Origin of the sequence: Aneurinibacillus sp. UBA3580 (genome assembly GCF_002375825.1) — a bacterium.
Classification (GTDB): domain Bacteria; phylum Bacillota; class Bacilli; order Aneurinibacillales; family Aneurinibacillaceae; genus Aneurinibacillus; species Aneurinibacillus danicus.
The window spans coordinates 28,526-34,472 of the sequence record NZ_DFMZ01000012.1; the positions used below are offsets into that span (position 1 = coordinate 28,526).

Annotated in this window: 9 protein-coding genes and 1 pseudogene; 9 read left to right on the forward strand and 1 reads right to left on the reverse strand. The window is 46.6% G+C overall.

The window, feature by feature from the left end:
• Positions 1 to 107 precede the first annotated feature (107 nt).
• The 3 genes from B2899_RS02450 to B2899_RS02460 are packed head-to-tail and all read left to right on the forward strand — an operon-like array spanning position 108 to position 1,562.
• On the forward strand, positions 108 to 383 hold the full coding sequence (locus B2899_RS02450; protein ID WP_146809949.1) for a DUF3343 domain-containing protein: 276 nt from the start codon (positions 108 to 110) through the stop codon (positions 381 to 383).
• Positions 384 to 410: 27 nt separating this feature from the next.
• Positions 411 to 1,334 carry a mechanosensitive ion channel family protein gene (locus tag B2899_RS02455; RefSeq protein WP_246147304.1) on the forward strand — a complete coding sequence of 308 codons (924 nt, stop codon included), beginning with the start codon at positions 411 to 413 and terminating at the stop codon, positions 1,332 to 1,334.
• A gap of 21 nt (positions 1,335 to 1,355) precedes the next feature.
• Positions 1,356 to 1,562: a DUF951 domain-containing protein gene (locus B2899_RS02460; RefSeq protein ID WP_146809948.1), complete on the forward strand. Its 207-nt coding sequence runs from the start codon at positions 1,356 to 1,358 to the stop codon at positions 1,560 to 1,562.
• A gap of 50 nt (positions 1,563 to 1,612) precedes the next feature.
• Here the strand turns inward: B2899_RS02460 and B2899_RS02465 are convergent, their stop codons facing one another.
• On the reverse strand, positions 1,613 to 1,762 hold the full coding sequence (locus B2899_RS02465) for a hypothetical protein (protein WP_286883785.1): 150 nt from the start codon (positions 1,760 to 1,762) through the stop codon (positions 1,613 to 1,615).
• A gap of 135 nt (positions 1,763 to 1,897) precedes the next feature.
• Between B2899_RS02465 and ychF the strand changes: the two genes are divergently transcribed.
• The 6 genes and pseudogenes from ychF to B2899_RS02495 form a co-directional block, all read left to right on the forward strand.
• Entirely contained in the window at positions 1,898 to 3,004 is a 1,107-nt protein-coding gene (gene ychF / locus B2899_RS02470) for a redox-regulated ATPase YchF (protein WP_146809947.1), read from the forward strand.
• A gap of 239 nt (positions 3,005 to 3,243) precedes the next feature.
• The gene (rpsF, locus tag B2899_RS02475; protein WP_146809946.1) at positions 3,244 to 3,534 is read left to right on the forward strand and encodes a 30S ribosomal protein S6; all 291 of its coding nucleotides are present in this window, start codon (positions 3,244 to 3,246) and stop codon (positions 3,532 to 3,534) included.
• Positions 3,535 to 3,558: 24 nt separating this feature from the next.
• A complete protein-coding gene (locus B2899_RS02480) occupies positions 3,559 to 4,038 on the forward strand; it encodes a single-stranded DNA-binding protein (protein WP_286883788.1) in 480 nt (159 codons plus the stop codon).
• A 42-nt stretch (positions 4,039 to 4,080) separates the two neighbouring features.
• Positions 4,081 to 4,311 (forward strand): 30S ribosomal protein S18, encoded by a 231-nt coding sequence (gene rpsR / locus B2899_RS02485; RefSeq protein ID WP_146809944.1) that lies wholly within the window; start codon positions 4,081 to 4,083, stop codon positions 4,309 to 4,311.
• A 188-nt stretch (positions 4,312 to 4,499) separates the two neighbouring features.
• Positions 4,500 to 5,453: a YybS family protein gene (locus B2899_RS02490; RefSeq protein WP_286883791.1), complete on the forward strand. Its 954-nt coding sequence runs from the start codon at positions 4,500 to 4,502 to the stop codon at positions 5,451 to 5,453.
• 14 nt (positions 5,454 to 5,467) lie between these two features.
• Positions 5,468 to 5,947: pseudogene (locus B2899_RS02495) on the forward strand (PAS domain-containing protein); the annotation flags it as partial.

Here is a 5,947-nt window from a genome sequence, read left to right on the forward strand (position 1 = left end):
GACAATGATTTCAATGGGGAAAAGGCAAACGCCTTTTTCTTCCTTAGATCTCCTTTCCTCTTTCTCTCCTTCTTTTCTCACGATCTTCACAGAAAAAGGAGAAGCGAATGAATACCTGTATTTTAATTGCGTTTGATTCTACCCAGCAGGCGCTGCGGGCGGAGATGCTGCTTGAATACGCGGACATTGAAATTGATACAAGGCCGACGCCGAAAGAGATCACAGCCGGCTGTGCGCTTTCCATTGACGTTCCGGTGGAAGATTTTCGGACGGCCGAACGTATTATTAGAGATGAAAATGTAGAGATAAAAGGGTATTATCATATGGTAAAAGGACTGTACGTACCTTTCTCCAAAGAGACAAATACGGAGTGTGGAGCATAAAAAGAGCAGACAGGAGGAATTGGATACGTGGACTTCACCAAGTACTACGACGATTTTATTGCTTATGTTACCGATGTAGAAAAGTGGATTGCTTTCGGCAAAGTGTCATTAAAAATTGTCGTCATGCTTATCGTTGCCAAGATTATCGTGACTGTCGCAAGCGCCGCGATTAACCGCTTGTTTCAGGAACGGGAGAGCGCCGGCGGAAAATTGGATCGTCTGCGGATGGATACGCGCCGCAGCCAGACCATGCGTACGCTATTAAACAATATTGTTAAATATACGATTTATTTTATTGCGTTTCTAAATATATTTACGTTTCTTGGATACGATCCGAAGCCGCTGCTGGCGAGTGCAGGGGTGCTCGGTCTTGCGGTTGGTTTCGGAGCACAGAACCTTGTGCGGGATGTCATCACAGGATTCTTCATTATTTTTGAAGACCAGTTCGCGGTAGGCGACGTAATTACGGTTAATAATGTAACGGGAACGGTACAGGAGATTGGGCTGCGCGTTACCCGCATCAAGATTTGGACCGGTGAGGTATATATCGTGCCGAACGGTAACATTACCGAGGTCACGAACCTTTCCGTCGCCAATTCTATCGCGGTGGTCGATGTCAGCGTGTCGTTGAGAGAAGATATTAATGAAGTCGTTAGAATATTGGAAGAGGCGGCACCAAGATGGGAAGAGGAATACGAGCAAATCGTAGCCACCCCGACAGTGCTCGGCGTAGAGCGTTTTGGCACTTCCGACGTGGTTATCCGAATTATTGCGGAGTGCCAGCCGCTTCAGCATTTTCCGGTCATGCGCGGTCTACGGGCGGATATCAAGCGGATGTTTGACGAACGAGGAATTGAGATCCCGTATCCGCACATGGTCATGATTCCGCAGCGTGGAGAAAATGAACAACAAGCCTCTAAGGAATCAAGCGGTCAAAAAGCTTCATCATAAGAAAAAAGAGGGGGGACACAGATGGAGCGCAAGCAATTCGGGCTTGGAGACATCGTAGAGATGAAAAAACAGCATCCATGCGGCACAAACCGGTGGAAAATTATCCGAATGGGAATGGACATCCGATTAAAGTGCCAGGGATGCGACCATAGCGTACTGATCCCGCGCCAGAAGTTTGAGAAAAGCTTAAAAAAGGTACTGGTCCGTGCTGAAGAAGAACAAGCATAAGGCAGAAAGCGAAGATGCGGAGTTTCCGGTCTTCGCTTTCTTTGTATAAACTATTGCATAGAGCGTTCATTTTCAAAAGCCATCAACAAAATCGGCTTTTTCATCTCTTCGCTTAGTTGTTTCTCGAGCGCTTGTAGTCTTTCCACTTCTTTTTCCGATAACTGGGCGGGTGGATATTCGTTTAAGTATTCGTTTGCCATTGATTTCACCTCCTGGGTGTAGTATGCCCGGCTGCGGAAGAGAAAGGCAGGGGAAGTTTTCTTTTTTCCGACCAGGTAATCGTGCTATAATGATGAAAGTGTTTTTGGAAATTCGAATGAGGAGTGTTTACATACATGGCGAATTCTTGCGGTATTGTAGGACTTCCCAATGTGGGAAAGTCTACGCTGTTTAATGCGATTACACAGGCAGGTGCCGAATCGGCCAACTATCCATTCTGTACGATTGAACCGAATGTAGGGATCGTAGAAGTTCCGGACGTGCGTCTGAAGAAGCTGACGGAGATTGTGGTGCCGAACCGGACTGTTCCGACTGCGTTCCAATTTGTTGACATTGCCGGTCTTGTTCGCGGTGCCAGCAAAGGGGAAGGTCTCGGCAATCAGTTCTTGTCTCATATTCGCGAAGTAGATGCGATTGCGCACGTGGTCCGCTGCTTTGAGGACGAAAACATTACACACGTCGAGGGAAAAATCGATCCGATTAACGATATCACGACCATTAATTTAGAGTTGATTCTAGCGGATTTGGAGTCCGTAGAACGCCGCGTCGACCGTCTGGGACGGAAAGTGAAATCGGGCGATAAAGAAGCGAAAGCGGAATACGATGTGCTGTTGAAGCTGAAAGAAGCGTTGGAAAACGAGAAGCCGGCCCGCAGTCTTGATTTAACAGATGATGAAAAGAAGCTGGTCCGCCATTTCCACCTGCTGACGATGAAGCCGGTCCTGTACGTGGCGAATGTAAGCGAAGACGGTATTCAAGAGGCGGAAAACGGACAGAATCCACATGTAGAGAAGGTTAAGGAATTCGCTGCGGCTGAAGGATCCGGCGTCGTGATTATTTCAGCGAAAGTAGAATCGGAGATTGCGGAGATGGACGAAGAGGACAAAGCAATGTTCCTTGAAGAGCTTGGCCTTGCAGAATCCGGGCTCGATCGTTTAATTCGTGAAGCGTACGCGCTGCTTGGGTTGATTACGTATTTCACCGCAGGGGTTCAGGAAGTTCGCGCCTGGACGATTCGCCGCGGTACGAAGGCTCCGCAGGCGGCGGCCGTTATCCATAATGACTTTGAACGCGGCTTTATTCGTGCGGAAGTGGTAGCATATGATGATTTGATTGCGGCAGGGTCGATGGCACAGGCCAAGGAGAACGGCAAGTTTCGCCTGGAAGGAAAAGAGTATGTAGTGGCGGATGGAGACATTATGCATTTCCGGTTTAACGTATAGAGTCGGAAGAATAAGATGAAAATAACGCTGATTAACGGAAGAGCAGTGTAAAATGTAGTAGACAAAAATGTAAAATACTGGTAATATATGAGTAAGAAGTTCTTCTCACAAAATACTTGCAGTGGCAAAGAGGATTAAGTATAATTACAGAATGCGAGTTTAGAATTGCCACGTGTGAAACGGGCTCGCTCCTTGTCCCATACCGATGGGGCCGTTTAGACCAGAAGGAGGTGAATAGTATGCGCAAATACGAAGTTATGTACATCTTGCGCCCGGACCTTCAAGAAGAAGTCACTAAGGCGAACGTTGAACGTTACTCCAATGTAATCACGGAGAACGGCGGTGAATTGGAGAAGGTTACTGAAATGGGCAAAAAGCGTCTGGCATACGAAATCGATGATTATCGTGAAGGTTTCTATGTGCTGATGAACTTCCAATCCGAGCCGCAGGCTGTTAATGAGATGGAACGTCTGATGAAGATTAGCGACGATGTCATTCGTTACCTGGTTGTTCGCGAAGACGAAAAATAAGTCTGATGATTTGGAGGGGTTATCGTGTTGAATCGTGCGGTATTGTTAGGTCGCTTAACGAAAGATCCGGAACTGCGTTATACGCCGAACGGAACGGCTGTAGCTACATTTACACTTGCGATTGATCGTCGCATGACGAACCAGCAGGGCGAGCGGGAGACCGACTTTCTTCCGATTGTAGTATGGAGCAAGCTGGCCGAGCTGTGTGCGCAGTATCTGAAAAAAGGACAGCAAGCCGCTGTGGAAGGGCGCATTCAGGTGCGTAACTATGAGAACAAAGAAGGACGTCGCGTTTATGTGACGGAGATTGTGGCCGAGAATGTTCAATTCCTGGGTGGCGGACAAGGCCAGGGCGGCGAATCATCCTATGCCGGTGGTTTTGACAGGCCGTCCCCGTTTGGCGGTAATAATAGCGGTGGCCGTTCGCGCGATTCGTTTAACGATAATCCCTTTGCTGACGATCAACGTCCGATTGATATTTCGGATGATGACTTACCATTTTAATAACGCTACGGTGTGATTATTTAACAAAAGGAGGGAATTTTCATGGCACAACGTCGTGGACGCGGTAAGCGCCGTAAAGTATGTTACTTTACTGCTAACAAAATTACGCACATCGACTACAAAGATGTGGATTTGCTGAAGAAGTTCATCAGCGAGCGCGGTAAAATTTTACCTCGCCGTGTGACTGGTACTTCCGCAAAATATCAGCGCATGCTGACTATTGCAATCAAACGCGCTCGTCAAGTTGCTCTGTTGCCGTACGTAACGGAGTAAGGGAGTAAGATAGATGATGAAAAGAGGCAGAGAAGAATTCTCGTGCCTCTTTTTGTGTATTATACGCCGTTTGTTTGCCACACGGCGGACGTTTATGATAAATTTAGTGAGGATTTGCTGATGATGTAAAGGAATGGAGTGAAGGAACTGTGCAAAGTAATGTACGGGCAATATTGGAAGGCGCATTCATGAGCGCGATTTTTCTTGTGCTCTTTTTTGCTGCGTTTTACACACCGTTAAGTGTGGTTGCCGCTTTTGCGCTGCCTGTACCGTTTTCTGTATATGGATATCGCCATGATGCCAGGATGGGGGCATTAACCGTATTCGTGGCTGTTGTTTTATCGTTTCTTTTTGCAAGTTTTCCGGGATTGCTTCTTGCTTTGCCGGCAGCTGTCATGGGGCTGGTGATGGGAATTGCTTACCGGCATAAAAAGCCGGCCGGTCATGTTCTAATCCTTGGAACGGTGGTAGAGCTTGTTTTTGTATTTGTTAGCGTCGGGCTTGCAATGGCCGTCATGCAAACCAATCCTGTAGATGATATGGTTAGAGGAATGGGCCAGATATCCAATCAAGTGATTACGGATATGCAGGCACAGCTGGATAACTCGCTTAAACAGCTTCCCGGAGATCAGAAAAACAGCGCCCAGGCCGAGCAATTGGTGCAGTTCAGGGAATCGCTTGAGAACATGAAGACGCAAATTCCTTCGCTGATTTCTGCTATGATTCCTGGACTTTTGATTTCATCAGCGCTTTTTTCGTCATTAATTAACCATGTACTTTTCCGCCGGATTGCTCAGCGTATGGGCATGCAGATTCAGGCGCTTCCTGCTTTACATAATTTGCGCTTTCCTCGTTCTATTTTGTATTATTATCTTATTGTACTTGTTTTGTTCATGATAAAAGATGTGCAGGATTACCGCTTCCTTTATATGGTTGTGCTAAATGTAATGATTGTACTGCAATTGCTATTTTCAGTACAGGCGCTGAGCTTTATCGCCTACTGGATCTACAAGCGGAACCTGAGAAAGGGGCTATTGATTGTTCCGGTAATCTTATTCCTTATTCCGCCGTTTAGCTATATACTACTCTTAATAGGGGTTCTGGATGTAGGATTTAACCTGCGGAATCGATTTTTTCAATAATAGGAGCTGAGTATATGCCGAAGTTCCTGGCAAAACGCTGGTTTGGCTCGCATATCATCGTCGCTCTCATTTTTTGTCTGTTGGCGGCCGGACTGCTTGCTGTGTATGTGAACTGGGTGTTCGCAATACTTGGGTTCGTCGTCATTGCGAGCAGCGGCTATCTTACGTTTCATAACCAGCAGCTTTTCCGCGATGAGATAGAGGGTTATATCACAACGTTAAGCCATCGCATTAAAAAAGCCGGAGATGAAGTAATTAACGAATTGCCGATTGGAATTGTTCTTTATAATGAAGATAAAATCATCGAATGGCACAATCCGTACCTGTTGCAGATGACAGAAAAAGAGAATTTAATTGGCGATTCGCTGCTTGATGTATTTCCGCCGCTTGCGGACATGAAAGACAACGAACAGCAGGCGGAGATGACCTACCGCAAACGTATCTATGAAGTGCTGCACCGTCCTGAAGAGCGGGTGTTGTATTTCACGGATATG